At 68.2% G+C, this 24,975-nt stretch carries 27 protein-coding genes and 1 riboswitch; of the genes, 10 read left to right on the top strand and 17 right to left on the bottom strand.

Annotated elements, in window-relative coordinates:
• Positions 1-44: 44 nt before the first annotated feature.
• Positions 45-2,324, bottom strand: coding sequence for a phosphoenolpyruvate--protein phosphotransferase (ptsP, locus tag ABLE38_RS08545; RefSeq protein WP_348973732.1), 2,280 nt, complete (start codon positions 2,322-2,324; stop codon positions 45-47).
• A 71-nt stretch (positions 2,325-2,395) separates the two neighbouring features.
• Positions 2,396-3,016 carry a hypothetical protein gene (locus ABLE38_RS08550; protein ID WP_348973733.1) on the bottom strand — a complete coding sequence of 207 codons (621 nt, stop codon included), beginning with the start codon at positions 3,014-3,016 and terminating at the stop codon, positions 2,396-2,398.
• Between the two features lie 193 nt (positions 3,017-3,209).
• Between ABLE38_RS08550 and ABLE38_RS08555 the strand changes: the two genes are divergently transcribed.
• On the top strand, positions 3,210-3,551 hold the full coding sequence (locus tag ABLE38_RS08555) for a PadR family transcriptional regulator (RefSeq protein WP_348973734.1): 342 nt from the start codon (positions 3,210-3,212) through the stop codon (positions 3,549-3,551).
• Positions 3,551-4,504 carry a hypothetical protein gene (locus tag ABLE38_RS08560; protein ID WP_348973735.1) on the top strand — a complete coding sequence of 318 codons (954 nt, stop codon included), beginning with the start codon at positions 3,551-3,553 and terminating at the stop codon, positions 4,502-4,504. Before ABLE38_RS08555 ends, ABLE38_RS08560 begins: the two co-directional genes overlap by 1 nt.
• Before the next feature lie 16 nt (positions 4,505-4,520).
• On the opposite strand, the gene ABLE38_RS08565 is transcribed toward ABLE38_RS08560, so the two are convergent.
• The 3 genes from ABLE38_RS08565 to ABLE38_RS08575 form a co-directional block, all read right to left on the bottom strand.
• Complete coding sequence (locus ABLE38_RS08565) at positions 4,521-5,552, bottom strand: nitronate monooxygenase family protein (RefSeq protein ID WP_348973736.1); 1,032 nt, start codon at positions 5,550-5,552, stop codon at positions 4,521-4,523.
• Positions 5,553-5,590: 38 nt separating this feature from the next.
• Entirely contained in the window at positions 5,591-6,373 is a 783-nt protein-coding gene (locus ABLE38_RS08570) for a hypothetical protein (protein ID WP_348973737.1), read from the bottom strand.
• Between the two features lie 110 nt (positions 6,374-6,483).
• Positions 6,484-7,755, bottom strand: a complete 1,272-nt coding sequence (locus ABLE38_RS08575; protein WP_348973738.1) for an aspartate kinase — start codon at positions 7,753-7,755, stop codon at positions 6,484-6,486.
• 82 nt (positions 7,756-7,837) lie between these two features.
• Between ABLE38_RS08575 and ubiG the strand changes: the two genes are divergently transcribed.
• Complete coding sequence (gene ubiG, locus ABLE38_RS08580; protein ID WP_348973739.1) at positions 7,838-8,569, top strand: bifunctional 2-polyprenyl-6-hydroxyphenol methylase/3-demethylubiquinol 3-O-methyltransferase UbiG; 732 nt, start codon at positions 7,838-7,840, stop codon at positions 8,567-8,569.
• Here the strand turns inward: ubiG and ABLE38_RS08585 are convergent.
• Both ABLE38_RS08585 and ABLE38_RS08590 read right to left on the bottom strand, forming a co-directional pair.
• Positions 8,566-9,135 (bottom strand): hypothetical protein, encoded by a 570-nt coding sequence (locus ABLE38_RS08585; protein ID WP_348973740.1) that lies wholly within the window; start codon positions 9,133-9,135, stop codon positions 8,566-8,568. The genes ubiG and ABLE38_RS08585 overlap by 4 nt on opposite strands.
• A 79-nt stretch (positions 9,136-9,214) precedes the next feature.
• On the bottom strand, positions 9,215-9,586 hold the full coding sequence (locus ABLE38_RS08590) for a tRNA-binding protein (protein WP_348973741.1): 372 nt from the start codon (positions 9,584-9,586) through the stop codon (positions 9,215-9,217).
• 79 nt (positions 9,587-9,665) lie between these two features.
• On the opposite strand from ABLE38_RS08590, the gene ABLE38_RS08595 reads away from it, so the two are divergent.
• The 5 genes from ABLE38_RS08595 (at position 9,666) to ABLE38_RS08615 (ending at position 13,703) form a co-directional block, all read left to right on the top strand.
• Positions 9,666-10,352, top strand: coding sequence for an endonuclease III (locus tag ABLE38_RS08595; protein WP_348973742.1), 687 nt, complete (start codon positions 9,666-9,668; stop codon positions 10,350-10,352).
• 31 nt (positions 10,353-10,383) lie between these two features.
• Positions 10,384-11,082 (top strand): uracil-DNA glycosylase, encoded by a 699-nt coding sequence (gene ung, locus ABLE38_RS08600; RefSeq protein ID WP_348973743.1) that lies wholly within the window; start codon positions 10,384-10,386, stop codon positions 11,080-11,082.
• Between the two features lie 69 nt (positions 11,083-11,151).
• Positions 11,152-12,618 (top strand): S41 family peptidase, encoded by a 1,467-nt coding sequence (locus ABLE38_RS08605; RefSeq protein ID WP_348973744.1) that lies wholly within the window; start codon positions 11,152-11,154, stop codon positions 12,616-12,618.
• A 75-nt stretch (positions 12,619-12,693) separates the two neighbouring features.
• Positions 12,694-13,347: a hypothetical protein gene (locus tag ABLE38_RS08610; RefSeq protein WP_348973745.1), complete on the top strand. Its 654-nt coding sequence runs from the start codon at positions 12,694-12,696 to the stop codon at positions 13,345-13,347.
• Entirely contained in the window at positions 13,344-13,703 is a 360-nt protein-coding gene (locus ABLE38_RS08615) for a hypothetical protein (protein ID WP_348973746.1), read from the top strand. The genes ABLE38_RS08610 and ABLE38_RS08615 overlap by 4 nt, the downstream gene beginning before the upstream one ends.
• Positions 13,704-13,792: 89 nt before the next feature.
• Here the strand turns inward: ABLE38_RS08615 and ABLE38_RS08620 are convergent, their stop codons facing one another.
• The 8 genes from ABLE38_RS08620 to ABLE38_RS08655 all read right to left on the bottom strand — a co-directional run bounded on the left by ABLE38_RS08620 (position 13,793) and on the right by ABLE38_RS08655 (position 20,265).
• Positions 13,793-13,915: a hypothetical protein gene (locus tag ABLE38_RS08620; RefSeq protein ID WP_348973747.1), complete on the bottom strand. Its 123-nt coding sequence runs from the start codon at positions 13,913-13,915 to the stop codon at positions 13,793-13,795.
• Positions 13,916-14,036: 121 nt separating this feature from the next.
• Complete coding sequence (locus ABLE38_RS08625; RefSeq protein ID WP_348973748.1) at positions 14,037-14,462, bottom strand: hypothetical protein; 426 nt, start codon at positions 14,460-14,462, stop codon at positions 14,037-14,039.
• 119 nt (positions 14,463-14,581) lie between these two features.
• Complete coding sequence (locus tag ABLE38_RS08630) at positions 14,582-14,977, bottom strand: hypothetical protein (RefSeq protein ID WP_348973749.1); 396 nt, start codon at positions 14,975-14,977, stop codon at positions 14,582-14,584.
• Between the two features lie 68 nt (positions 14,978-15,045).
• Positions 15,046-16,905 (bottom strand): phosphomethylpyrimidine synthase ThiC, encoded by a 1,860-nt coding sequence (gene thiC / locus ABLE38_RS08635; protein ID WP_348973750.1) that lies wholly within the window; start codon positions 16,903-16,905, stop codon positions 15,046-15,048.
• 44 nt (positions 16,906-16,949) lie between these two features.
• A riboswitch (TPP riboswitch) is annotated at positions 16,950-17,039 on the bottom strand.
• Between the two features lie 118 nt (positions 17,040-17,157).
• On the bottom strand, positions 17,158-18,015 hold the full coding sequence (locus tag ABLE38_RS08640; protein WP_348973751.1) for a MipA/OmpV family protein: 858 nt from the start codon (positions 18,013-18,015) through the stop codon (positions 17,158-17,160).
• A gap of 72 nt (positions 18,016-18,087) precedes the next feature.
• Entirely contained in the window at positions 18,088-18,834 is a 747-nt protein-coding gene (locus ABLE38_RS08645) for a sterol desaturase family protein (protein WP_348973752.1), read from the bottom strand.
• Positions 18,834-19,571, bottom strand: a complete 738-nt coding sequence (locus ABLE38_RS08650; RefSeq protein ID WP_348973753.1) for a hypothetical protein — start codon at positions 19,569-19,571, stop codon at positions 18,834-18,836. The genes ABLE38_RS08645 and ABLE38_RS08650 overlap by 1 nt, the downstream gene beginning before the upstream one ends.
• A 31-nt stretch (positions 19,572-19,602) precedes the next feature.
• Entirely contained in the window at positions 19,603-20,265 is a 663-nt protein-coding gene (locus tag ABLE38_RS08655; protein WP_348973754.1) for a hypothetical protein, read from the bottom strand.
• 201 nt (positions 20,266-20,466) lie between these two features.
• On the opposite strand from ABLE38_RS08655, the gene ABLE38_RS08660 reads away from it, so the two are divergent.
• On the top strand, positions 20,467-20,805 hold the full coding sequence (locus tag ABLE38_RS08660; RefSeq protein WP_086127851.1) for a P-II family nitrogen regulator: 339 nt from the start codon (positions 20,467-20,469) through the stop codon (positions 20,803-20,805).
• Between the two features lie 25 nt (positions 20,806-20,830).
• Positions 20,831-22,243, top strand: a complete 1,413-nt coding sequence (locus ABLE38_RS08665) for an ammonium transporter (RefSeq protein ID WP_348973755.1) — start codon at positions 20,831-20,833, stop codon at positions 22,241-22,243.
• A 249-nt stretch (positions 22,244-22,492) separates the two neighbouring features.
• Here ABLE38_RS08665 and ABLE38_RS08670 read toward each other — a convergent pair whose 3' ends face one another.
• Together ABLE38_RS08670 and ABLE38_RS08675 are read right to left on the bottom strand one after the other, a co-directional pair.
• Entirely contained in the window at positions 22,493-24,070 is a 1,578-nt protein-coding gene (locus ABLE38_RS08670; protein ID WP_348973756.1) for an FAD-dependent oxidoreductase, read from the bottom strand.
• Positions 24,004-24,966 (bottom strand): sterol desaturase family protein, encoded by a 963-nt coding sequence (locus ABLE38_RS08675; RefSeq protein WP_348973757.1) that lies wholly within the window; start codon positions 24,964-24,966, stop codon positions 24,004-24,006. Before ABLE38_RS08675 ends, ABLE38_RS08670 begins: the two co-directional genes overlap by 67 nt.
• Positions 24,967-24,975: the final 9 nt, after the last annotated feature.

A 24,975-nucleotide genomic window follows, 5' to 3' on the forward strand; every position in this document is an offset into this window, starting at 1 on the left:
AAACCGCCCCTGTCAACGCCGACAGGGGCGATTTTGCCAGTAGTTCAGGCCAGTTCGACGCTATGTTCGCTTGCCCAGCCCTCGAGCGCGGCGCGCAGCGAGCCCTGGGGCCGGGTGAGCATGCCGGCAACCGCCTCGCGTAGCGCGGCGCGGTCGACCGAGCGGATCATCGCCTTGATCGGCCCGACCGCGGCAGGCGTGATCGACAGGCGATCGATACCGAGCCCGAGCAGCGCCAGCGCCTCGAGCGGACGCCCGCCCATCTCGCCGCACACGCCCACCGGCACGCCCGCGGCGTGGCACTGGCTGGTGACGCGCTGCAGGAAGCGCAGGATCGAGGGGCTGAGCCAGTCATAGCGCAACGCGAGCTTGGGATGCGCGCGATCGGCGGCGAACAGGAACTGGGTGAGGTCGTTGGTGCCGATCGACAGGAAGTCGAGCCGGGGCAGCAGCACGTCGAGCACTTCGGCGAGCGCCGGCACCTCGAGCATCGCGCCGTAGCGGATCTCGGTCGGCATCTTGCGCCCGCGCGCCGCGAGCCAGGCGCGCTGCGCCTCGAACAGCGTGCGCGCCTCGTCGAATTCCCAGGGCTCGGAGACCATCGGGAACATGATGTTGAGCGGGCGGCCGGCACCCGCCTCGATCAGCGCGCGCGCCTGCGCCTTCATCAGGCCATCGCGATCGAGCGCGAGGCGCAGCGCTCGCCAGCCCATCGCCGGGTTCTCTTCCTCGCCATCCTCGTCATGGTTGAGATAGGGCAGCGCCTTGTCGCCGCCGATATCGACGGTGCGGAAGGTGACCGGGCGGTCGCCCGCGGCCTCGAGCACATCCTTGTAGAGCCGCTTCTGCGCCTCGCGCTGGGGCAAGGTGGCGGAGACGAGGAACTGGAACTCGGTGCGGAACAGGCCGATGCCGTCCGCGCCGGTCAGGTCGAGCGCCGCCAGGTCGTCGCGCAGGCCGGCATTGATCATCACCGTCACGCGGTGGCCGTCGGCGGTGACCGGCGCGACGCCCCGCATTTCGGCGAAGGCGGCGCGGCGCTTGTGGCTGAGCTCGAGCTTGGTCTCGAAGGCTTCCTGCATCGCCGGCGTTGGGCGGACGAACAGGCTTTCCTCGGCGGTGTCGAGGAGGAGCATGTCGCCCTCGGCGATCAGCTGGCGGATGTTGCGGACGCGGCCGAGCACCGGCACGCCCATCGCACGCGCGACGATCGTGACGTGGGCGGTCAGTGAGCCTTCCTCGAGGATCACGCCCTTGAGGCGGCGGCGATCATATTCGAGCAGCTCCGCCGGACCGAGATTCCTGGCGATCAGGATCGAATCCTGGCGCAGCCCCATCTGCGCCGCGGTACCGAGCTGGCCCGAGACGATGCGGAGCAGCCGGTTGGACAGGTCCTCCAGGTCGTGCATCCGGTCGCGCAGCAGCGGATCGTCGATCTCGCGCATGCGCTGGCGGGTGCGCTGCTGGACGCGCTCGATCGCCGCCTCGGCGGTCAGGCCGGAATCGATCGCCTCGTTGATCCGGCGCGACCAGCCCTCGTCATAGGCGAACATCTTGTAGGTCGCGAGGATCTCATCATGCTCGCCGCCGCCGCCGAACTCTGCCTGGCTGGCCATCCGGTCGATCTGCTCGCGCATCTTGTCGAACGCGGCATAGACGCGGTGGCGCTCGGCCTCGGTATCCTCGGCGACGGTATGCTCGATGACGATGCGCGGCTGGTGGAACACGGCGACGCCGGCGGCCATGCCGTCGACCAGCTTGAAGCCGTGCCCGACTTCGGGGGCGGTCGACTGGAGCCGGGTGGAGCCGCCGCCCGCCGCGGCATCGATCAGGTCGGCATTGGCGATCAGCTCGCTGAGCACCATCGCCACGGTCTGCAGCGCCTCGATCTCCTCGCTGGCATAGCGGCGCGATTCGGCATGCTGCACGGCGAGCACGCCCACTGCGCGCTCGCGCCGGATGATCGGCACGCCGGCAAAGCTGTGGAACGCCTCTTCCCCCGTTTCCGGGCGATAGGCGAAGGCGGGATGCAGCTCAGCCTCGTCAAGGTTCAGCGTCTCGACATTCTGGGCGATCGTGCCGACCAGGCCCTCGCCGAGCGCGAGCTTGGTGACATGGACGGCGTCCTGCGACAGGCCGCGGGTGGCATAGAGCTCGAGCAGGCCCTCGCGCAGCAGATAGATCGAGCAGACTTCGCTATCGAGCGCGCCGCCGATGATGCCCACGACCGAATTGAGCTTCGATTGCGCGGGGTTGCGCGACGCCATCACGTCGTGGAGGCGCGTCAGGATCTCACGGGCCGAGGCGGCTGCGGACACGGGCATGCACCCGCGCTAACAGATTGTGTTCGCCCACGCCATTACGCAGGCGAACACAATTCCTTGGGCATGCCCGATCAGCGCTGAAGGCTGGCCAGCTGCCCCTGCCAGGCGCGATCAGCGACGCGCCAGGCGTCGTAATCGCGGTAGAAGTCGGTGAACGGCGCCTCGAGCCGCGGCAGCGCCTCCATCGCGAAGGCCGCGAACCGGTCCGGGCTCACCTGCGCCGCCTCGGCCAGCACAGCGCGGGCAACCCGGCAGAAGCCGGTCTGCGCGGGCGGCTGGGCGAAGAAATTGTAAACGCGGGTCATGTCGCGGTCGTGCCGCGAATCCCAACCCACGCCGTAGCGCGCGCGATACTGCGCCTTCACCGCCAGATCGGCGGCGGCGAGCGGCGCCCGGTGCCGGCCGAGCATCGCATTATAGGCCGCAACCGTCTCGCGCTCCGCCACGTCGCGGCAACCGAGCGCCGCGACGTTGAGCGCGGCGCGGACGTGCCACGCCGTCTCTTCGCGCGAGATGCCGAGATTGACGGTCATGTAATGCCCGTCCCCGGCAATCGCCGGGATCAGCTGGTTCGGTGCCGAACCCGCCGGCGGCAGCGGCCACGCGCCTTCACTGGTCTGATATTGCGCATGCGCAGGCAGCGCGCACGCGAGTGCAACAAGCGCCGCAGCGCCCCGAATAATCGTCTTCATGCAAGAAACCCCCCGGTCTCTAATCCCCGGAGCCAGCCTCGCGCATCGCGCTGAATCCGCCCTCAATAATCCTTGTGAATCAGTCGTTTACCGGCTCGATTCGTCGCAAATTGCAACCGCCTGCGAAACGGTTGCAACTCACAATACTGTGTGATACATAGTATGCGTCATACACGATATGAGGCACAGGCAGATGCCGATCGAAGAAGACCTGTTCGAGAAGTTGCGCATCGAGCTGCGACGCGGCTCGCTGGTGCTGGCGGTGCTCGGCGCGCTGCGCGAGGAGCGTTATGGCTACACGCTGCGCACCAGCCTGGAGGAAGCCGGGCTGCCGATCGACGAAGGGGCGCTCTACCCGCTGCTGCGCCGGCTCGAGAGCCAGGGACTGCTGACCAGCGAATGGCGCGAGGAGGCCAAGCGCAACAAGCGCTTCTACCGGCTGACGCCGGTGGGTCTCGACGTGCTCGGCCAGCTGCTCGCCGAATGGAACGCAATCTCCGAATCGATCCTCCGCCTGACGCAGGGAGACAAGTGATGGACCTGATCGAACGCTATCTCGGCGCGGTGCGCTGGAACCTGCCGGCTGCCAAGGCCGACGACATCATCGCCGAGCTGGCCGACCTGATCGCCGCGCGGATCGAGGATCGCGAGGAAGCGCTGCGCCGTCCGCTCCGCAGCGAGGAAGTGAGCCAGCTGCTGCGCGAGTTCGGCCATCCGCTCGCGGTCGCCGGCCAATATCACGGCCAGCGCGCGCTGATCGGATCGGAGGTGTTCCCCTTCTACTGGTTCGTGCTCAAGGTCGTGCTCGCCATCGTTGCGGTGATCGAGCTGGTGCAGATCGGTGGAGCGATGGTGGTGGGCGACTTCAGCCGCGCGCTCCTGCACGGCTCCAGCGGGCTGGTGCATTCGCTGATCTACAATGCCGCGCTGGTGACGATCGGCTTCGCGGTGATCGAGCGCACCGGCTGGCTCGACGACTATCTCGCCAAGTGGAAGCCCGAAGAGCTGCCCGATCTCCCCAAGCTGCGCCTCGACCTGCCGCCGAAGAAGCGCTGGGAGCCGGTGTTCCAGATTGCCTTCGGCCTCGCGTTCCTCGCCTGGTGGGCAGGCGCCTTCCCGATCGTCTTCGTGCCGCACGACGCCAGGATCAACCTGGTCGGCGCGCCGATATGGACCCAGCTCTACTGGCCGGTGATCGCGCTGGTCTCGACGCGCCTGCTGCTCAACCTGGTCAGCCTGCTTCGCCCGGCCTGGAAGCCGCTGCGCGCCGCGCTGATCCTCGGCAGCACCGCCGGCACGCTGCTGATCGCCAGGGCGCTGCACGCGGTGAGCCAGATCGTGATCGTCACCGGCAGCGACGCGGACAAGGTCGCCCAGGTCCAGCAGGGCCTCGACAAGGGCCTGTCGATCGCCGTGATCGCGGTCGCCGCCCTATCCGCCTTCGAATGCGCGAAGGAGCTGTACCAGCTCTACCGGGAGCGCCGCTGAGGCGCTCCCCAGGGCATCAGGCCGCGCGCTTCTCCAGCGCGTGCGCGGCCTCGGCCATCAGCGTGGCGATGATGTCGGCCACCGGCTCTTCCTTCGAGACCATGCCGACCGACTGGCCCGCCATCACGCTGCCATGCTCGACATCGCCGTCGATCACGGCGCGGCGCAGCGCCCCGGCCCAGTAATGCTCGATCTGGAGCTGGGCTTCCATCATCTCGATCTTGCCGTCGTCGAGCAGCTGGGCGACTTCGCGCTGCTTGGCGGTGAACAGCTCGCCCGCGGCATTCTTGAGCGCGCGGACGGGGATGACGGGCAGGCGCGGATCGATCTGGACGCTGGCGATCGCGTCGCGCGCCGAGGCGCGGATGAACGCCTTCTTGAAGTTCGCGTGCGCGATGCACTCGCTGGCGCAGACGAAGCGCGTGCCGAGCTGGACGCCGGCCGCACCCATGTCGAGATAGCCGGCGATCGCCTCGCCGCGGCCGATGCCGCCGGCGACGAAGACGGGGACCTGCTCGGCGACTTCGGGCAGGATCTCCTGCGCGAGCACGCTGGTCGAGACCGGGCCGATATGGCCGCCGGCTTCCATGCCCTCTACCACCAGCGCATCGACGCCCGAACGGATCAGCTTCTTGGCGAGGCTGAGCGCCGGCGCGAAGCAGATCAGCTTGGCGCCATTCGCCTTGATCGCATCGAGCGAACCCGCGGGCGGCAGGCCGCCGGCGAGGACGACATGGCCGACCTCATGCTTGTTGCAGACTTCGATCAGCTCGAAGAGCTGCGGGTGCATCGTGATCAGGTTTACGCCGAAGGGCCTGGCGGTGAGCGCCTTGGTGCCGGCGATCTCCTTGTCGAGCAGCTCGGGGCTCATCGCGCCGCACGCGATCACGCCGAAGCCGCCGGCATTGGAGATGGCGGCAACCAGGTTGCGCTCCGACACCCAGGACATGGCGCCACCCAGGATGGCGACTTCGGAACCGAGGAACGCGCAGCCGCGGGCCATGCGGCGGGTCAGGCGCTCGGCGCCGACGGAAGATGCATTGGTCATCCCCCCGCCTAGCCCCGCTAGCGCCCATGGGGCAAGGGTCAGGGTGCGCGGCGCGTCTGGCTATAGTCGATGCGGATCGACACCCAGGCGCCGACCATCAGCTTGTTGTCGACGCGCGGCGCCCGCACGAGGAACTGGAACGCGGCCTGGCGCACCGATCCCGCAAAGCCCGTGCCGACCGTTTCGCCGAGTTCGTAGCAATCCTCGACCCGGTTGCGCGGCGCGGTGCGGCAGGCGACCAGCCCATAACCCGGATAGCGTGCGCGATTCTCGTTGATATAGGGCTGGAGCTCGGCGTTGCGCGGCTCGCGCACCCATTCCGCGGCATAGAGCGTCTCACCATGCCGGCCCTTGCCGACCGCCGGCGTGTCGCTCTTGCCGCCCCCGCCGCCGGCATCGGCGGTCTCGGCGCTGTCGCCATCGCTGGTCGAGGGATGGGTCGGCGCCTTGGAGATGTCGCCCTGCTGATAGTCGTTGCGGCTGAGCTTGAGGAAGGTCGGCGGGCCGACGGGCACCGGCGTCTCGACCGGAGACGGCACCGGCGGCTTGGGCTGGGTCTGCGCCTGAGCCTGCTGCTTCTGCGCGCTCGCGCGCTTCTGGACCTTCTTCTGCGAGGTCTTCTTGTCCGGGCTGTCCTCGCCCTTCGACGCCTCGATCCCGAACACGGTGGTGCGCCCGCTCTGCTTGCGGCCCGGCAGGGGCGGCACGAAGAACAGCAGCAGCAGGATGAGCAGCAGCTCGACGATGATCGCGAACAGCAAGGCCGCGCTGCGCCTGCGCAGCAGCCCCGAATCAGCAAAGAGACGGGAGCGCAGCCACATCATCACAATCCTGCCCCAACCATGCCGACACGGCGGCAGCGCGACCGAAATGGGGCAGCATCGCGCCGCATGTTACCGTTCGTTGCAGGCGTCGCGGCGAACCGGAGTGGTCAGGCCGCCTCGTCGGTCGCGTCGAGGCCGTAGGCGGTGTGGAGGATGCGCACCGCCAGCTCGGTCTCGTCCTCGTTGATCAGCACGCTGACCTTGATCTCCGAGGTGGTGATCGCCTGGATGTTGATCCCGCGCTCGCCGAGCGTCTTGAACATCGCCGCGGCGACGCCTGCATGGCTGCGCATGCCGACGCCGACCACCGAGATCTTGGCGACGCGGGTATCCTGGATCAGCTCCGCGAAGCCGATGCTCGCCTTGGCCTGGGTGAGCGTCTCGATCGAGCGCGCCAGGTCGGCGGCCGGCACGGTGAAGGTCACGTCGGTCGCGCTCGCCGAACCCGCGCTCTGGTGCGCGATGTTCTGGATGATCATGTCGACATTGATGTTCGCCGCGGCGAGCGGGTCGAAGATCGTCGCCACCGCGCCGGGCTTGTCCGGCACCGAGGTGAGCGTGATCTTGGCTTCGTTCTTGTCGTGCGCGATGCCGGTGATGAGCTGGCTTTCCACGTCCTGTATCTCCTCTTCGCCCACGATCATCGTGCCGGGCAGCGTGTCCGCCATCGGTGCGTTCTCGCCGGTGAACGACGACAGCACCTGCACGCGGACCTGTTCCTTCATCGCCAGACCCACCGAGCGCGTCTGGAGCACCTTGGCCCCGACGCTGGCGAGCTCGAGCATTTCTTCGTACGTCACCTTCTTGAGCTTGCGGGCCCGGGGCACGATGCGCGGATCGGTGGTGTAGACCCCGTCCACATCGGTATAAATGTCGCAGCGATCGGCCTTGACCGCCGCCGCCACCGCCACCGCCGAGGTATCCGATCCGCCGCGGCCGAGCGTGGTGATGCGGCCTTCATGCATGCCCTGGAAGCCCGGGATCACCGCGACCTCGCGTGCTTCCATGCTGGCGAGCAGCGGGCCGGTCTCGATGTCGCCGATGCGCGCCTTGGCGAAGGCGTCGTCGGTGTGGATCGGCAGCTGCCAGCCGAGCCAGGAGCGCGCCGGCACGCCGAGCGCCTGGAGCGTGATCGCGAGCAGGCCCGAGGTGATCTGCTCGCCCGCGGCGACGACCACGTCATATTCGCGCGGATCGTAGAGCGAGCTCGCCTCGCGGCAGAAATTGACCAGCCGGTCGGTCTCGCCGGCCATCGCCGAGACGACCACCGCGACCTGATTGCCGGCTTCCCATTCGCGTTTGACGCGCGCGGCGACGTTCCGGATGCGCTCGATGCCCGCCATCGAGGTGCCGCCGAACTTCATCACGATACGCGCCATGGAAAGAGCCTGTCTGCTTTGCGGGCTTGGTCCCAGCCTGCGCGGGGATGACGATAATGGGGCGCCCTGATAGGAGCGGCGCATGGCAAGCGCAACCAAAGCAACTATTGACCCGCGTGAAGCTGAGCATTTCGGCAAGCTGGCGGCCGATTGGTGGAATCCCAAGGGCTCCTCGGCGATGCTCCACAAGCTCAATCCGGCGCGGCTCGGCTATGTCCGCGCCGCGATCGACACGCATTGGGGCGGGGACGGCGCGAGCTTCACGCCGCTCGCCGGCAGGACCGCGATCGACGTCGGCTGCGGCGCCGGGCTGCTCGCCGAGCCGCTCGCCCGGCTGGGCGCGACGATGACCGGGATCGACGCGGCGCCCGAGAATATCGGCGCCGCCCGCGCCCACGCCGCCGCGACCGGGCTCGACATCGATTATGTCGCCGGCGGGATCGAGAACCTGCCCGGCCGGACCTTCGACCTCGTCACCTCGATGGAAGTGATCGAGCATGTCACCGATCCGGCGGCATTCGTCGGCGCGCTGGCCGGCGCGCTGGCCGAGGGCGGATTAATGATCCTCTCGACCCCCAATCGCACCCTCGCCTCGCGCATCGCGATGATCACGTTTGCCGAGGGCACGGGCGCGATCCCCGAGGGCACGCACGACTGGAGCAAGTTCCTCCGCCCCGAGGAGCTGGAGGCATTGCTGGTCGCCGCGGGCATGAAGGTGATCGACCGCACCGGCCTGGGCTTCTCGCCCGCGCGAGGCTTCGTCACCGGCACGCGCGAGACGCTCAATTATCTGGTGACTGCGGTGCGCGCCTAGGGCTTCTGCCCGAAGTCCAGCACCGCCAGCGCGCCGATATCGAGCGTCTGCCTGGCCGTGTTGACGTGCAGCGCCGCGGCGAGCTCGCCCTTGGCATAGTCGCGGTCGGCATGGCCGGCGACCTTGTAGAGCTTCCACTCCGGCCCGACGGTGACGCCTTCGCCGAACACCTTGGTATAGGGCGCGGCGGCGAGCTGGAGCTGGGCCGCGGCGATGGTGGCGCTGGTAGTGCCGTCCGCCGGCTTCTCGACCCGCGCGTAAAAGGCGATGAGGATCTTGTCGCCCTTCTTCGCCCCTGCCTGGAGCGGCGAGTTGACGCCGACACTCCACACATTGCCGCCGCCCGGCGTTTCGATGCGGATCGCCTTGCCGAATTGGACCTTGGGGTCCTTGATCGGCGTCGGCTTGGCGCCGCCCGGCAGGCCATAGACCTGGAAACTGTCCGGATTCGCATTGTTGAGGATGTCGGGCTCTGCCGCCGCTGCTGGCGCGGTCTGCGCGCGCGGCGCGGATGCCCCTGCCGGAACCGATAGAGCAATGGCGGCAAGCGCCAGTCGCTTGAGCATGTCTGCCTCCCCTTCGTTATTTTGAGGCGAGGCTATGCGCCTGTCCGGGAGGTTTCAACGAAAATGTTAGCGCTACCTGTCAGAACAGCCGGCCGCCGTTCGGGACGGACTGCGACGGGTGGAACAGCACGACCTTCCCTTCCGCATCGGGGAAGCCGAGCGTCAGCACTTCGGACATGAACTTGCCGATCTGGCGGGGTGGAAAATTGACCACCGCGACGACCTGGAGCCCGGGCAGCTGCTCGAGCGCATAATGTTCGGTGATCTGCGCCGAGGAGCGCTTGCGGCCGATCGCCGGACCGAAATCGATCAGCAGCTTGAACGCCGGCTTGCGCGCCTCGGGAAAAGGCTCTGCCACAACGATCGTGCCGATGCGGATATCGACGGCGAGGAACTGGTCGAACTCGATCGTCTCGGCGGCCGGCGCGGCGGGATCATGGGTGACGTGCATGCCCCGCCCCTTGCCACCTCGGCACTGCCGCCGCCAGCCGGACATTGCGCTTGTTCTATCTTTGTTCTATGTCCTCACCATGCAACCCGGCTTCGGCTTTTTCGGGCATGACGATATCCTGCGCTGGCAGGCGGCGCTGGAGCCGATGCGCGCGCTGGCCGGGCCGCTGCCGCGGCGCACGCCGATCGGAGCGCTGGTCAAGTCGATGATCAGCGGGCGGACGCAGGACGCGGTATCGCTCGCCGCCTATGACCGGCTGGTCGCCGCGTTCGGCACGCCGGGCCAGGTGCTGGCAGCCGACCCGGCCCAGGTCCTGCGCTGCATCGGCGCCGTCACCCATGCCGAGGACAAGGCAGGCTATGTGATCGGCGCGCTCGGGCGGATCGCGGCGGAGCGCCGCGGCTTCGACCTGGGCTTTCTTGGCGCGCTGCCGCTCGACGAAGCGCTTGCCTGGCTCGAGCGGCTGCCGGGCGTGGGGCGCAAGGTCGCCGCGGCGACGCTCAACGGCAGCACGCTCGATCGGCCGGTGCTGATCGTCGACGGCCATGTCTGCCGGGTGCTCCAGCGGCTTGGGCTGGTCCACCGCAATGCCGATGCGCGCCACGCCAGCGAGGCGGTGACCGGCGCGATGCCCGAATGGCAGGGCCGCGACTTTCTCGACTTCCATATCGGCACCAAGAAGCTGGGTCAGACTTTGTGCCGCTTCGACGCGACCGACTGCGCGCGCTGCCCGCTGCGCCACCACTGCCGCTCCGCCAGCCGTTGACAGCGCCGCGCCGCTTGGCGGACAGGGGGGCATGGGCGAGGTGAAACTCCATCAGAGCTGGCTCGAACCGCTGCAGGGCGAGTTCGCCGATCCGTACATGGCGGCGCTGCGCCAGTTCCTCGTCGCCGAGAAGGCCGCGGGCAAGCGCATCTTCCCGGCCGGCAACGAATGGTTCCGCGCGCTCGACCTGACGCCGCTCGACAAGGTCCGCGTCGTGATCCTCGGCCAGGATCCCTATCATGGCGAGGGCCAGGCGCACGGGCTGTGCTTCTCGGTCAAGCCCGGCGTGCGCACGCCGCCGAGCCTGGTCAACATCTACAAGGAGATGGAGACCGACCTCGGCATCCCGCCGGCGCGGCACGGCTTCCTCGAGCATTGGGCCGAGCAGGGCGTGCTGCTGCTCAACGCGGTGCTCACCGTGCAGATGGGCGCCGCCGCGTCGCACCAGGGGCGCGGCTGGGAGCGGTTCACCGATGCGGTGATCCGCCTGATCAATGCCCGCGCCGAGCCGGTCGTCTTCCTGCTCTGGGGCAGCCATGCCCAGAAGAAGGCGGCGTTCGTCGATTCGATCGATCGCGGCGGGCGCCATCTGGTGCTCAAGGCGCCGCACCCCTCGCCGCTCTCCGCCTATTCGGGCTTTTTCGGATCGCGGCACTTCTCCAAGGCAAATGCCTTCCTCGAAAGCCTGGGACAGAAGCCGATCGACTGGGCATTGCCGCCACTTTCGTAGTAAAAGCATCGAAAACAAGGGGATGACTTGCCTGAAACGCCAGCATAGGCTGTGTGCAAGGAGAGTCCCATGCGCCGCACCCTCACTTCCCTGATCTGCCTGTCCCTCGCCGCGTGCAGCGGAGGCGGCGGAAGCGGATCGGTCACCGGCGGCGGATCGACCGGGGGCATCACCCCGACGCCCACGCCCAGCTCGACCACCGCGGCGGGCTGCACGCTGCGCGAGCGCCAGCTCTGGGCGGCGGCGCAGCTCAACGAATGGTATCTCTTCCCTGAGACGCTGCCGGCCAGCCTCGACCCCGCGCCCTATTCGACCGTCAGCGACTATATCGACGCGCTGACCGCCACCGCCCGCTCGCAGGGCCGCGACCGCTATTTCACCTATCTGACCTCGATCGCCGAGGAGAACGCCTATTACAATTCGGGCGCGACCGCGGGCTTCGGCTTCCGCCTCTACCTGAACGGCAACCGCCTGTTCTCGGCCGAGACCTTCGAGGGCACCACAGCGCTTGGCGCCGGGATCGACCGCGGCACCGAGATCCTGGCGATCGGCACCAGCACCACCAACCTGCGCAACGTCAGCGACATCCTGGCGACCAGCGGCACCGCCGGGCTGACCGACGCGCTGGGCCCGAACACCAGCGGCACCACCCGCAGCCTGCGCGTGACCGACCCGGCGGCGGGCACCCGCGTGGTGACGATCGCCAAGACCGACTATTCGCTCGATCCGGTCTCCACCCGCTACGGCGCCAAGATCATCGACGATGGCGGCCACCGCGTCGGCTATGTCAACCTGCGCACCTTCATCAGCACCGCCGACACGCCGCTGCGCAACGCCTTCGCCTCGTTCAAGGCTGCCGGCGTGACCGAGGTGATCGTCGACGTGCGCTACAATGGCGGCGGCCTGGTCTCGATCGCCGAGCTGATGGGCAATCTGCTCGGCGCCAACCGCTCGACCTCCGACGTGTTTGACTCCATGACCTTCCGCCCGTCCAAGTCGGTCGAGAACAGCACCACCTATTTCAGCCCGCAAACCCAGTCGATCGCGCCGACCAAGCTCGCCTTCATCGGCACCTCGAGCACGGCCTCGGCCAGCGAGCTCGTCGCCGCCGGCATGCTCCCCTATCTCGGCGCCAACCTCGCGCTGGTCGGCAGCAACACCTATGGCAAGCCGGTGGGCCAGATCGCGATCGACAAGACCGCCTGCGACGACCGCTTCCGCATCATCGCCTTCGCGCTCCAGAACAGCGCGCACCAGGGCGCCTATTTCAACGGCCTGGCCAGCATCGTCCAGGCGAGCTGCAAGGCGGCGGACGACATCGCCTATCCGATGGGCGATGCGCGCGAGGCATCGACTCGCGCCGCGCTCGACTTCATCGAGGGCAAGAGCTGCACCGCGATCACCGCGTCGACCGGCGATCCCGCTGCGGCGAGCGCGCGCCAGGCATCGACCACCGCGGTCTCCGAGGCCGGCCGCACCCCGCTCACCCCCGCCCGGCCGAGCGTCCCGCAACGCGACGTGCCCGGCATGTTCTGAGGCCCTCCGCGCCGCACGGGCATTCCCGCCGGCGCATTGGCTTGCTATCGTCCCCGTCGGACGATGGAGGAAGCAATGAAGTCGCTGTTCGGCCGCCTGTTCGGCAAGCGCGCCGCTCCCGAGGCGGAGCTCGCGCCGCCGGCGGCCCCGCCCGAGGAACGGGACGAATGGGTGCGCGACCAGATCCGCCGCGACGTGGCGAGCGGCTTCTATGACGAGGACGCGATCCTGACCAACGCGGCGGATGCCTTCGCCGACGATTTCACCCCCGAGGAACTGCGACCGCTCGCCCAGCAGGCGCTGCGCCAGGCGCTGGCCGAGCAGCGCGCCGCCGAGCGCCACTGGCCCGACGAGACCGATTGCGACCGGCTCGACGCCGCCTTCGCCCAGCTCGAGGAGGACGGCGTCGTCGCCCGCCAGAACTTCAGCTGCTGCGGCAATTGCGGCGCGACCGAGATCTGGGACGAGGTGCGCGCGGTGGAAGACACCGGCACCGACGTGCGCGGCTATGCCTTTTACCACATGCAGGACACCGAAGGCGCCGTGGAAGGCAACGGGCTCTACCTCAACTATGGCGCCTGCGCCGAGGGCGAGGACGCCGCGCTGGCAGTGGCGCGCGAGATCGTCGCCGAGCTCGAGGCGCACGGCCTCGAGACGCAGTGGGACGGCACCTGGGACAAGCGCATCGGCGTGATGCTCGACTGGAAGCGGCGGCGCAGCGGGCTGTGACGCGCGCCGGCCTCCTGCTCGGCGGCGCGGCGCTGCTGCTCGCCGGCTGCACCCAGGGCGCCGAGATCCGCGCGACCGTGGTCTCGCCCGACGACGTGCGCTTCGAAGTGACCCGCGCGCCGGAGGGCTTCTGCCTGCTCGGCGCCAGCATCGTCCGCGAGGGCGAGGACGAGGCACTGTGGGAGCTGCGCCGCCACAATGGCAGCCAGGCTCCTTGCCCGACGCGCTTCGCCTTCCCCGCCGTGCCCCAGGGCTATGACGCGCTCGGCAAGCCGAGCCCGCTTGCGCCGGGGCGCTACCGGCTGAGCGTGGATGGCGGGATGGGCATAGGCGAGGTGGAATTCGCCGTGCGCTGACGGCGCGGCTTCGGCCGGCCCGCGCCGGCGCGGAAGCGCTGCGCCGCAGCCTGCTCCCCGGGCCCGGAAAGTCACAAAGGCCGCGACATTCACGCGCGCGCGAGTCCGGCCTTCAGGGCGGGGCGGCGCGGAATCGAACCGTCGCGCGGGCCGTTGGCGCGCTCGCCGGCGGAAGCCGCGCGCGTGGCGGCGGCAATGCAGGTCTTGCTCATCCGGCAGGATAGATCAGAGGGTTTCCTACATTGCGAGGGGTGTAAGGGGATTTTCCGAGCGTGTTGCGCGGGGGCATCCATCAGCGGACGAGGGCGGAAAGGCGATTTCCACGCGCAAGCGTTACCAGACCTCCAGCGCAGCCTCGAACGGTGCGCCGCCGCGGCTGTGCGTGGCGATGAAGCGGATGCGCGACGGGACGATGCTGGCGCCCTTGTAGTCGGCGCGGACGTCGAGCTGGTCGATCAGGTCCTCCGCGGTGAAGCGCTTGAGCGTGCCGATCAAGAGCTGGCGGACTTCCTCGACCGCGGGCGGAATGTAGACGATGTTGTGCGGATCGTCCCGACCGCCCAGCTCGGCGGGGAAGAGGCGGATCCTGACGAGCCGGCCCTCGCGGACGAGCCTGTTCGCCGCTGCCTTGCTGGTGATGTCGGAGAAATCGGGCGCGTTGCTCGTCGCCTTCGCCCCCTGCGCGGCGGCATCGGGCGCGAGGATGAGGCCGCCGAACAGAAGCAGCGCCCCGGCCAGTCCCTGCAATGCCCGCGTCATCGCGCCCTCCCGATTGCCTGCGCGCGAGGCTATCGGGAATTGGATCGACTTTGGCGGCAGGTTTGTCCGTTTCGGACAAGACTCCGCCTCCGCCGGCCGGCCCACGCCGGCGGGGAACCTCAGTCCCGCGCGGGCGGCACCGCGGTTGCCTTGTCCCGCGCACGCGCCGCGACGATGGCGACGCGGGCGGCCTCGGCGACTTCGGGGGATTTGGGATGCGCGCGCCAAGAGCCACAGGCGGTGTCCGCGGTCTTGTAGCCAGCTTCCTGATATTTGCGGATTTCCCAGCGCAGCGCGTGCGCCTGTTTCTGCTCGGGCGTCTCGCCGGCGGCGCAATCGACCGACTCGCCCCTTTCGGGATCGCCGCAATCCATCGGCCCCTCCGCCATCGCCGCCAGCATCAGGCGCGGATAGACCTGCGCCACCCGCGCGCATTCGGCCTTGAGGTCGATGTCCTGGGGCATCGGCGCTGCGACGGTACCGGCGGCCGCAAGGGCCAGGGCAAGCAGGGGCATCGGTCCTCCGCAGGCAGTTTCGCCTGCGAAGGTCGATGCTTATCGGGCCGCGGTCAAGCCGGGCCGGTTCAATCGTGCTCGCGGCCGCCGGCGCCCATGTAAAGCTCGCGGCCGGTCTCGTTGTAGAGCTGCGACATCGCGGCCATGCCGGCCTCGGCATCCTCGGCGGCGAGGAAGCCCTCGACCGGCGCGTTCTGCTTGGCAGCGAAATCCCGCACTTCCTGGGTGATCTTCATCGAGCAGAACTTCGGGCCGCACATCGAGCAGAAATGCGCCGACTTGGCGCCCTCGGCCGGCAGCGTCTGGTCGTGATACTTCTCCGCCGTGTCGGGATCGAGCGACAGGTTGAACTGGTCGCGCCAGCGGAACTCGAAACGAGCGCGCGACAGCGCGTCGTCGCGGACCTTGGCCGCCGGGTGGCCCTTGGCGAGATCGGCGGCATGCGCGGCGAGCTTGTAGGTGACCACGCCGACCTTGACGTCGTCGCGGTCGGGAAGCCCCAGATGCTCCTTGGGCGTGACGTAGCAGAGCATCGCGGTGCCGTACCAGCCGATCATCGCGGCGCCGATGCCGCTGGTGATATGGTCGTAGCCCGGCGCGATGTCGGTGGTGAGCGGCCCGAGCGTGTAGAAGGGCGCCTCGCCGCACGCCTCGAGCTGCTTGTCCATATTCTCTTTGATCTTGTGCATCGGCACATGGCCGGGACCTTCGATCATCACCTGGACCTCCTGGGCCCATGCGCGCTTGGTCAGTTCGCCCAGCGTGTAGAGTTCGGCGAACTGGGCTTCGTCATTGGCATCGGCGATCGAGCCGGGGCGCAGGCCGTCGCCGAGCGAATAGGCGATGTCGTACGCCTTCATGATCTCGGTGATCTCGTCGAAGCGTTCGTAGAGGAAGCTCTCCTTGTGATGCGCCAGGCACCATTTCGCCATGATCGAGCCCCCGCGCGAGACGATGCCGGTGACGCGCTTGGCGGTGAGCGGGACATAGGGCAGGCGGACGCCGGCGTGGATGGTGAAATAATCCACGCCCTGTTCGGCCTGTTCGATCAGCGTGTCGCGGAAGATTTCCCAGGTCAGGTCCTCGGCGATACCGCCGACCTTCTCCAGCGCCTGATAGATCGGCACGGTGCCGATCGGGACGGGGGAGTTGCGCAGTATCCATTCGCGGGTGTCGTGGATGTTGCGCCCGGTCGAGAGGTCCATCACCGTGTCCGCGCCCCAGCGGATCGACCAGACCATCTTGTCGACCTCGCTCGCCACGTCGGAGGCGACGGCTGAGTTGCCGATATTGGCGTTGATCTTGACCAGGAAGTTGCGGCCGATCGCCATCGGCTCTGATTCGGGGTGGTTGATGTTGTTGGGGATGATCGCGCGGCCGCGCGCGACTTCGTCGCGGACGAACTCGGGCGTGACGTAATCGGGGATCGACGCGCCGAAGCTCTGGCCGTCGCGGACATATTCCGCCAGGCGGGCGCGGCCGAGATTCTCGCGCTCGGCGACATATTCCATCTCGGCGGTGATGATGCCCTTGCGCGCATAGTGCATCTGGCTGACGTTCGCGCCGGGCCTGGCGCGCAGCACGGTCTTGCGGACGTTCGGGAAGGGCTGGACGCCGCCCGAGCGATCGGGGCCGAGCTGGCCATTATCCTCGGGGCGGACCTCGCGCTGGGCGACTTCGACCACGTCCCCGCGCGCGCGGATCCAGTCGCGGCGCAGCTCGGGCAGGCCGGCCATGATGTCGATCCGCGCGTTCGGATCGCTGTAGGGACCGGAGGTATCGTAGACGCGGACCGGCGCCTCGCCCGAGCCCGGCTCGAGATGGATCTCGCGCATCGCGACCTTCAAGGGCCCGACATGGATCTTCTTCGAGCCACGGATCGCGCCGGTGGTGACGGCAAGCTCGGTCTTGGCGGGGATATCGGCCATTCGTCTTTCTCCATTGGAGAGAGACGGTCCTGGAGTGCGGCCGCTCCCTCCCTACGCCGGTGTCAGCCGGATCAGGTTCAGCGGGTCGAGGGCTCCTGCCCTCCTCTCAAGCGCGGCCAGCGCTCCCCCGGGGATGGCGCGGGTGTACGCGCGGGGCGGGGGCGGGTCCAGTGCGGCCAGTCGAAAATTTCGCGGGCGTCGCTGCGCGCTTTCCCGGGCGGCGATCCGCCGCCCGGGAAAGCGGCGAACGCATCAGAAGCTGTAGGCGAGGCCCGCCGAGCCGAGCCACTGGCCGCGCGAGCCGGCGGTGCGGACGATCGGCGAATCGCCGATGCTGTTGAGCAGCTTGCGATAGGTGCCGCCGGCGAAGAGCTGGAGCCCGTGGGTGAGATCGCCGGTGAGCGACACCGCGCCGCCGATGCCGGCGGTCCAGTCCTTCCACCCGCCCTGCGCGTTCCACACCGGCAGGCCGCTCGCCGCGGAGCCGGCGGGCGTGACGCTGAAATAGGTGTCGGCATAGCCCTTCTCGACGCGGCTCGCCGAGAGGAACAGCCCGACCATCGACTTGCGGCTGAGCGGCGTCATGTAGGTGATCGACGGGGTGAAGACGCCGGCCTTGGAGACGTTCGACACGTCCTTGCGATAGGACGCGCGGAAGGCGATCCGGTCATAGGCGCTGGTGAACACCCCGGTCTTGGCAAAGCCGGCAAAGCCGCCGACCTCGATCGAAGTGTCGATCTTGCCGAGCGCCTTGATCCGCGGATCCTCGATGCCTTTCAGACTGGTGCGGTTGAGGTTGACCGTCGCGGTGGGCCCTAGCTGGAAATCGATCCCCGAGCTGCTGTGATCGGGGATCAGGTCGACGCTGAGCCGGGTGCCGGCAAGCTCGAAGCCGAAGCCCGAGACCTTGCCGGTGGCGAGCGGCACGGGCGCGCCGCGATAGTCGTTCGACCCTTCGTAGTCGGGCAGGATGGCGCCGCCGACGCCGATGATCGCATAGTCGCCGCCATCGGCGGCTTCGCGGGGGAGCTGAGCCTGGCCGTCCTGGGCGAAGGCCGGCGCGGCGAGCAGGCAAAGGGGCGCGAGCAGCGCCAGGGGCATGATACGCATGGTTACAGGTTCCCGATGTTACAGGCGCGAAACTCCGCGCGCGAAACCCGGTTCCTCGCCCGAAGCGTCCGATCAGGACCTGTTGTTTTTGCGCATCGCCGGGGCCGGGAAGCCGCCGAGCCCGGCATCGGTGCCGCAGAGCCGGTCCCAATGGCGGAAATAGAGACCGAAATTGCTGGCATAGCGCTCGTGATGGCGCTGGTGATGGCTGGCGGTGATCAGCCAGCCGCCGAGCGGCCCCTGCCAGACGAAGCGGGGCCAGACTTCCCAGCCCATATGGTTGGTCACGCCCATCACGGTCATGATCGCCAGCACCAGCCCGAGCGCGCCGACATGGACGGGCACGAGGAACACCAGCGCCGGGATCACCACCGCGCCGGTCAGCGCCTCGAGCGGGTGGAAGCTCATCGCGGCCCAGGCGGTGGGCGGGCGGCTGGCGTGGTGGACCGCGTGCATCCGGCGGAACAGCGCAGGCACGTGCATCCAGCGATGCGTCCAGTAGAACCAGGTATCGTGCGCCAGCAGGTAGAGCAGCACCGAGACGGGCAGGTACCAGAGCGGAAAGGCGTGGGCGTCGGTGTAGATCCGCGTCCAGCCATGGTTCTGCCAACCCCAGGCGACCACGCCGGCGGGCACGCCGTAGATCGCGGCGCTGGCGAGGCTCCAGCCGATTTCGCGGCGGATCTGCCTGTCGAGCCCGGCATAGAGGCCGGGATGCCTGAACCGCGTCGCCAGCGCGAAGCCGCCGCTCGCCAGCAGATAGCGGACCCCGACGATCAGCGTCATCGCGAGCGCGGAGAGGAGCAGCGCCAGCAGCATCAGGGTTCGCTCGCCAGCCCCTCGGGATAGAATTCGAGCCCGTCGCCGATCGCATCGATCGTCGGCAGGCCCGCGCCGGACAGCCGGGCCCAGCGAACCTTCTCCGCATCGCTCTCGATCGTGCCATGCGCGATCCGTATCTTGCGGGTGAGATAGTTGACGCTGAGCGACGACGTCTCGCCGCTGTTGCGCTGGGTATTCTCGCTATCGAAGCCGATCAGCCGCAGCGCGCGGTCCTTCCAGCGAAGCGTGAACACCGTGCGGCCCATCCCCCAGCCGCCCGCGCTCATGAACCGGCCGAGCGTGACCACGACATTGCCGCGCGCGATGGCGATCCCGCCGCCCATCTCGCCATCCGCGGCAAGCCAGTCGTCTGCGCAGGGGTTGTCGCGCCGCGGTACCAGCGCATGGTTCTGCGCGACGAGGCGATAGCCGCCACCCGGCTGGGCGAGCGCAACGGCGAGGATGCGCGGGTTGGTATCGATCGTCTCGCCGCAAAAGCCGCCCTCGTTCTTCAGGACATTGGCGGGATCGTTCATGTGGAGCACGAAAGCGAGATCGGGCTTGCCGTCACCGTCGAGATCGCCGCTCTCGCTGCTTTCCAGCACCCAGCCGACGGGGACGAAGCCCTGCGCGCGCGCAGCGGCAGCGGGAAGCGCCGGATAGCGAACGGTCGGCGGATCGTCCCGCGACACCGAGGCAACGGCAAAAGCGGGCAGGAGGAAAGCGAGGATCATGCCGCGCTTCTACCCTGCCCGCCGCGCCGCGTCAGTAGCTGACCAGCAGCGTGACGATCGTCAGCTTGCCATCGATCCCGGCGACCATCGTCACATTGCCGAGCGGCGCATCGATGCTGTTCATCGCCATGAAGCCGAGCGGCTTCAGCCTGGCCGAGAAGAAGGGCGTGAATACCTTGCCAAAGGGCACGGTGACGCGCGTCTGCCCGGTGCGGTCGTCGCCCCAGGCGCCAAAACCCCAGGAACCGGCGAGCCAGTGCAGATGGCTATCGGCCGGCGCGGGGCCGGGCTGCTGCACCGGAGGGCGCCGGGCACTGCAATCGCTGCGACTGAGGCGCGCATTGGCAAGCTTGCCGTCCTCATATTCGGCGCCGAAGCGGAAGCAGCTGCCGTTGCTGAAGGCCAGGTTGACCGGCAGGAAGCCGACCGCCCAGGCCTCCCTGAGCGGCGCACCCCTGGGCTCGTCGACCACATAGGCGCCAATGACCTTGGCGGTCGCTTCGCCAAAGCCCTTATAGTCCGGATCGACCGTGAACAGCCCGGCCAGCGTCTCCTCGGCGACATGGCTGAGCCGCGGCGTGCCCGGCTCGACCGGCGTGGCGAGCGCGGCGCGGGGACCGCCGCCGCTCGAATAGCCCGCGGGAGGAACGAAATCCTGTGCCCGCGCCGCCGGCGCGCCGAACAATGCGAACATGGCGCATGCGATCGCCCAAATCCTGCCCATCATTTGCCCTCCAAACCTGCCCGATTTTTAAGCAGCCCTTCGCATCTGCACAAAAATTTACCCCTCCGTAACATTTGATTGCGCGGAAACGGCGCGGAATCGCGGGATTCTTGCCCTTGGCACGCCCCTTGCTCCTGCCCTCTCCGGGATAACCGCCAACGAGGGGGCGACATGAAGCTCATCATCGCCATCATAAAACCGTTCAAGCTGGACGAGGTCCGCGAGGCGCTCACGGGCGTCGGCGTCGCGGGCATGACCGTGTCGGAAGTGAAGGGGTTCGGCCGCCAGAAGGGCCAGACCGAGATCTACCGTGGCGCGGAATACAGCACCAACATGGTGCCCAAGATCAAGATCGAGGTCGTGGTGGGGGCCGACCTGGCCGACCGCGCGGTCGAAGCGATCCAGGCTGCAGCCAGCACCGGCGCGATCGGCGATGGCAAGATTTTCGTCCTCGATGTCGGCCAGGCCGTGCGCATCCGCACGGGCGAAACCGACGAGACGGCGCTGTAAGATGGGGGTCCAGATGAAACTAGCGATGAAGATTGCCGCGGGAGCGGGGCTCGGCGCCCTGTTCGCCGCGATGCCGGCGCTGGCACAGGCGCCTGCCGCCGCCGCGCCGGTCGTGCCGACCGATGCGATGGTCAACAAGGGCGACGTCAGCTGGATGCTCGTCTCGTCGGCGCTGGTGCTGATGATGTCGGTGCCGGGCCTGGCGCTGTTCTATGGCGGCCTGGTCCGCACCAAGAACATGCTCTCGGTGCTGATGCAGGTGCTCAGCATCGTCTGCGTCACCGGCCTGATGTGGGTGACGATCGGCTATTCGATGGCCTTCACCAACGGCGACGCGCTCGGCCTCAACTGGTTCGTCGGCGGCTTCTCCAAGGTGCTGATGCACGGCGTCGACGCCAACAGCTTCGCCGCGACCTTCTCGAACGGCGTCTATCTGCCCGAGACGACCTTCGTCGTCTTCCAGATGACCTTCGCGATGATCACCCCGGCGCTGATCGTCGGCGCGTTCGCCGAGCGGGTGAAGTTCACCCCGCTGATCATCTTCGTCGTGCTCTGGTCGATCTTCGCCTATTATCCGATGGCGCACATGGTGTGGTACTGGCCGGGCCCAGACTTCACCGCCGGCCTGCCCAACGACCATGGCTATCTGTGGGGCAAGGGCGCGCTCGACTTCGCGGGCGGCACCGTCGTCCACATCAACGCCGGTATCGCCGGCCTGGTCGGCTGCATCGTGATCGGCAAGCGCACCGGCTACAAGCAGGAGCCGATGGCCCCGCACTCGCTGACCATGACGATGATCGGCGCCTCGCTGCTGTGGGTCGGCTGGTTTGGCTTCAACGCCGGCTCCAACCTCGAAGCCAACAAGTTCGCCTCGCTCGCCTTCATCAACACCATGGTCGCCACGGCTGCCGCCGGTGCGATGTGGGCGATCATCGAGCAGGTGGTGCACGGCAAGCCTTCGCTGCTCGGCGCGGCCTCGGGCGTCGTCGCCGGCCTGGTCGCGATCACCCCGGCAGCGGGCTTCGCCGCACCGATGACCTCGGTGGTGCTGGGCGCGGTCGCCTCGATCGTCTGCTTCTTCTTCGTCACCACGGTGAAGAACAAGCTCGGCTATGACGACACGCTCGACGTGTTCGGCGTGCACTGCGTCGGCGGCATCATCGGCGCGATCGGCACGGGCATCGTCGCCGATCCGGCGCTGGGCGGCCAGGGCTTCATGGACTTCACCGTGATCCCGGCAGTCGCGGGCAAGTACGACATGGCAGCGCAGCTGGTCACCCAGGCGACCGGCGTGGGCGTGACGCTGCTGCTCTCGGGCGGCGTGTCGGCGATCCTGTTCCTGCTGCTCAAGTACACCATCGGCATCCGTCCGAGCGTGGAAGTCGAGATGGAAGGTCTCGACATCAACGCGCACGGCGAGCGTGCCTACAACTACTGACGAGATCGGGCGCCGCCCCCGTCTCCTCTCCTGAGGGGCGGCGCCCAACCGAGGTTCCTCCTGCGGACGACTTGGGCCGGTGCGAAAGCGCCGGCCCTTTTTTCATTCTCAAATCCCTCTCCCATTGGGAGAGGGAGGCAGCCGACGAGGTCGGCGGAAGGGTGAGGGTCGAGCGCGATCATCCAACGACCCTCACCCTTCCCACGCGCTTCGCGCGGGCCCCTTCCCTCTCCCATAGGGAGAGGGAACTTAGGCCAGGTCTTCCCGGATGAACTGGGCGCAGCGCTCGCCGATCACGACGGTCGGGCCGTTGGTGTTGCCGCCGATCAGCCGGGGCATGATCGAGGCGTCCGCGATGTACAGCCCTTCGACCCCGCGGACCTTCAGGCGCGGGTTGACCACCGCGCCTTCGTCCGAGCCCATGCGCGCGGTGCCGACGGGGTGGTAGATCGTGTCCGCCCGGGCGCGGATCAGCCGCTCGAGCGCGGCGTCGTCGGCCAGGTCGATCGGATAGCGGTCGCGGCCCTTGAAGCGGGCGAGCGGGGGCGCCTCGAGGATGCGGTACATGGTGCGCACGCCCTGCTTCAATCGCTCCATGTCGCGCGGATCGCCGAGGAAATCGGGATCGATCAGCGGCGCGACGCGCGGATCGAGCGACTGGAGGCGCACGGTGCCGCGGCTCTCCGGCCGCAACACGCAGGCATGGCAGCTGAAGCCGTGCCCCTGCACCGGCGAGCGGCCATGATCGTCGACCATCGCGATCAGGAAATGGAGCTGGATGTCGGGCCGATCGAGCGCCGGATCGGTGCGCAGGAAGGCGCCGGCTTCGGCATAGGGCGAGGTCATCGCGCCCTTGCGGGTGAGCATCCAGCGCGCCATCGACCCGAGCGACTTGAGCGTGCCGATCCCCGACCGGCCGAGGAAATAGCTGCCCGGCGTCTCGAACGCGGCGACATAATCGAGATGGTCCTGGAGGTTGCCGCCGACCGCGGGGCGATCGATCCGCACCGACAGCCCGCTCTCGCGCAGATGGTCGCCCGGGCCGATGCCGGAGAGCATGAGCAGCTGCGGCGTCTGGAAGGCGCCGGCGGCGAGGACGACGGCGCGGCGGGCGCGGATCTCGCGCGCCTGGCCGTCGCGCTGATAGGCGACGCCCCACACGCGGCCCTCCTCGAACAGCACGCGCTCGACCATCGCATCGGTGATGATCTCGAGGTTTTCGCGGCGGGTGAGATAGCCGCGCGCCGCGGTCCAGCGCTCGCCATTCTTCTGCGTGACCTGGTAGAGCCCGGCGCCCGACTGGTGCGCGCCGTTGAAATCCTGGTTGCGCGGGATCTGGAGCGCGCCCGCGGCTTCGATGAACGCCTCGCTGCCGCCATGCGCATAGAGCTGGTCGCTGACCCAGAGCGGGCCCTGGTCGCCGTGAAAGGCGTCGGCGCCGCGGACATTATGCTCGGAATGCCTGAACCAGGGGAGCATCTCGTCCCAGCCCCAGCCGGGGCAGCCGAGATCGCGCCATTCGTCATAGTCCCTGGCGTGGCCGCGGACATAGAGCATCGCGTTGATCGCGCTCGAGCCGCCGAGCCCCTTGCCGCGGGGCTGGTAGCCGCGCCGGCCGTTGAGCCCGCGTTGCGGCACGGTCTCGAACGCCCAGTTGGTCGCCGGGCCCTGGAAGGGGAGCATGCCGGGCATGCGCGTCTTGATGCCGGTGTTGCGGCCGCCCGCCTCGAGCACCGCGACGCTGTACTTGCCGCCTTCGCTCAGGCGGCCCGCGACGGCGCTGCCGCCGGATCCTCCACCGATGACGACGATGTCGGCTGCTTCCACGCGATCCCCCGATTCTGCCGCGCCTCCCAGCGCGCCTTTATGATCTCGGATGTATCGCGGCTGCCGTCGTGGCTCCAGCCCGGCGGCATCCACATATACCCGATTCGGGACTTCAGGTCCGGCGCGGCCCATACGTCCCTGGCGATCCCCACCCATTCGTGAAAGGCGGCCCAGAGCAGGTTGAAGCTGCCGAGATCCTTGACGATGCCGTAGCGCGGGCGCTCGTCGACCCGCTCTTCCTCGAAGGTGCCGAGCCAGCGGTCCCAGACGATGAACACCCCGGCATAATTCCTGTCGAGATAGCGCGCGTTGGTCGCGTGATGGACGCGGTGGTGCGACGGCGTGTTCATCACCGCCTCGAACCAGCGCGGCATCCGCCCGATCACTTCGGTGTGGATCCAGAACTGGTAGATCAGGTTCAGCCCGGCGACGAAGAAGATCATCAGCGGGTGGAACCCCAGCAGGAACAGCGGCAGGCGGAACAGGAAGCCCAGGCTGACGAAGCCGGTCCAGGTCTGCCGCAATGCCGTGGTCAGGTTATAATGCTGCGAGCTGTGGTGGATGACATGGCTCGCCCAGAACCAGCGGACGCGGTGGGCGCTGCGGTGGAAGACGTAGTAGGCGAAATCGTCGAGGACGAAGGCGATGGCGAACCAGTACCACGCCCAGCCGAGCGTGAAAATGCGGAACTGGTAGACCCACATCGCCATCGCATAGACGAAGCCGGCGGTGAGCAGCCCGGCGACGGTGCTGCCGAGGCCGAGCGCGAGGCTGGTCAGCGTGTCCTTCGGGCAGAAGCGCCTGCGATCGCGCAGCCGCGCGACGGCCATCTCGGCGAGGATGAGCGCCACGAAGGCGGGGATCGCATAGTCCACCGGATTGGGCAGATGGGGCATGGCCGCCTG

This window comes from Sphingomonas sp. KR3-1 (assembly GCF_040049295.1).
In the GTDB taxonomy this organism is placed as follows: domain Bacteria; phylum Pseudomonadota; class Alphaproteobacteria; order Sphingomonadales; family Sphingomonadaceae; genus Sphingomonas.

Coding starts and splice junctions, on each gene's coding strand:
- ptsP (WP_348973732.1), bottom strand. CDS start 2,324: ATGCCCGTGTCCGCAGCCGCCTCGGCCCGTGAGATCCTGACGCGCCTC.
- ABLE38_RS08550 (WP_348973733.1), bottom strand. CDS start 3,016: ATGAAGACGATTATTCGGGGCGCTGCGGCGCTTGTTGCACTCGCGTGC.
- ABLE38_RS08555 (WP_348973734.1), top strand. CDS start 3,210: ATGCCGATCGAAGAAGACCTGTTCGAGAAGTTGCGCATCGAGCTGCGA.
- ABLE38_RS08560 (WP_348973735.1), top strand. CDS start 3,551: ATGGACCTGATCGAACGCTATCTCGGCGCGGTGCGCTGGAACCTGCCG.
- ABLE38_RS08565 (WP_348973736.1), bottom strand. CDS start 5,552: ATGACCAATGCATCTTCCGTCGGCGCCGAGCGCCTGACCCGCCGCATG.
- ABLE38_RS08570 (WP_348973737.1), bottom strand. CDS start 6,373: ATGTGGCTGCGCTCCCGTCTCTTTGCTGATTCGGGGCTGCTGCGCAGG.
- ABLE38_RS08575 (WP_348973738.1), bottom strand. CDS start 7,755: ATGGCGCGTATCGTGATGAAGTTCGGCGGCACCTCGATGGCGGGCATC.
- ubiG (WP_348973739.1), top strand. CDS start 7,838: ATGGCAAGCGCAACCAAAGCAACTATTGACCCGCGTGAAGCTGAGCAT.
- ABLE38_RS08585 (WP_348973740.1), bottom strand. CDS start 9,135: ATGCTCAAGCGACTGGCGCTTGCCGCCATTGCTCTATCGGTTCCGGCA.
- ABLE38_RS08590 (WP_348973741.1), bottom strand. CDS start 9,586: ATGCACGTCACCCATGATCCCGCCGCGCCGGCCGCCGAGACGATCGAG.
- ABLE38_RS08595 (WP_348973742.1), top strand. CDS start 9,666: ATGCAACCCGGCTTCGGCTTTTTCGGGCATGACGATATCCTGCGCTGG.
- ung (WP_348973743.1), top strand. CDS start 10,384: ATGGGCGAGGTGAAACTCCATCAGAGCTGGCTCGAACCGCTGCAGGGC.
- ABLE38_RS08605 (WP_348973744.1), top strand. CDS start 11,152: ATGCGCCGCACCCTCACTTCCCTGATCTGCCTGTCCCTCGCCGCGTGC.
- ABLE38_RS08610 (WP_348973745.1), top strand. CDS start 12,694: ATGAAGTCGCTGTTCGGCCGCCTGTTCGGCAAGCGCGCCGCTCCCGAG.
- ABLE38_RS08620 (WP_348973747.1), bottom strand. CDS start 13,915: ATGAGCAAGACCTGCATTGCCGCCGCCACGCGCGCGGCTTCCGCCGGC.
- ABLE38_RS08625 (WP_348973748.1), bottom strand. CDS start 14,462: ATGACGCGGGCATTGCAGGGACTGGCCGGGGCGCTGCTTCTGTTCGGC.
- ABLE38_RS08630 (WP_348973749.1), bottom strand. CDS start 14,977: ATGCCCCTGCTTGCCCTGGCCCTTGCGGCCGCCGGTACCGTCGCAGCG.
- thiC (WP_348973750.1), bottom strand. CDS start 16,905: ATGGCCGATATCCCCGCCAAGACCGAGCTTGCCGTCACCACCGGCGCG.
- ABLE38_RS08640 (WP_348973751.1), bottom strand. CDS start 18,015: ATGCGTATCATGCCCCTGGCGCTGCTCGCGCCCCTTTGCCTGCTCGCC.
- ABLE38_RS08645 (WP_348973752.1), bottom strand. CDS start 18,834: ATGCTGCTGGCGCTGCTCCTCTCCGCGCTCGCGATGACGCTGATCGTC.
- ABLE38_RS08650 (WP_348973753.1), bottom strand. CDS start 19,571: ATGATCCTCGCTTTCCTCCTGCCCGCTTTTGCCGTTGCCTCGGTGTCG.
- ABLE38_RS08655 (WP_348973754.1), bottom strand. CDS start 20,265: ATGTTCGCATTGTTCGGCGCGCCGGCGGCGCGGGCACAGGATTTCGTT.
- ABLE38_RS08660 (WP_086127851.1), top strand. CDS start 20,467: ATGAAGCTCATCATCGCCATCATAAAACCGTTCAAGCTGGACGAGGTC.
- ABLE38_RS08665 (WP_348973755.1), top strand. CDS start 20,831: ATGAAGATTGCCGCGGGAGCGGGGCTCGGCGCCCTGTTCGCCGCGATG.
- ABLE38_RS08675 (WP_348973757.1), bottom strand. CDS start 24,966: ATGCCCCATCTGCCCAATCCGGTGGACTATGCGATCCCCGCCTTCGTG.